General features: G+C 69.3%; 1 protein-coding gene. It reads right to left on the reverse strand.

The window, feature by feature from the left end:
* Positions 1–283 (reverse strand): methyl-accepting chemotaxis protein (locus B2W70_RS11825; RefSeq protein ID WP_286745912.1); only part of this gene is annotated, 283 nt, incomplete at both ends.

Genomic DNA, 283 nt, shown 5'->3' on the forward strand with positions numbered 1-283 from the left:
GACCAGGGCGGCGTTCTGCTGGGTGGACTGGTCCATCTCGGTCAGGGACTGCTGCAGCAGGGCCACGCCGCTGCTTTGTTCCTCGCTGGCATGACGGATCTCGGCGACGGTGTCGGTCACGCGCTGGATGGCCTGCACCACGTCCTGCATGGTCTGACCGGCGCGATCGACCAGGGCCGAGCCGGTTTCCACCCGCTCGACGCTGCTGCCGATCAGGCCCTTGATTTCGCGCGCGGCATCGGCGCTGCGGCTGGCCAGGCTGCGCACCTCGTTGGCCACCACG

Origin of the sequence: Aquabacterium sp. UBA2148 (assembly GCF_002328915.1) — a bacterium.
GTDB lineage: Bacteria > Pseudomonadota > Gammaproteobacteria > Burkholderiales > Burkholderiaceae_C > Aquabacterium > Aquabacterium parvum.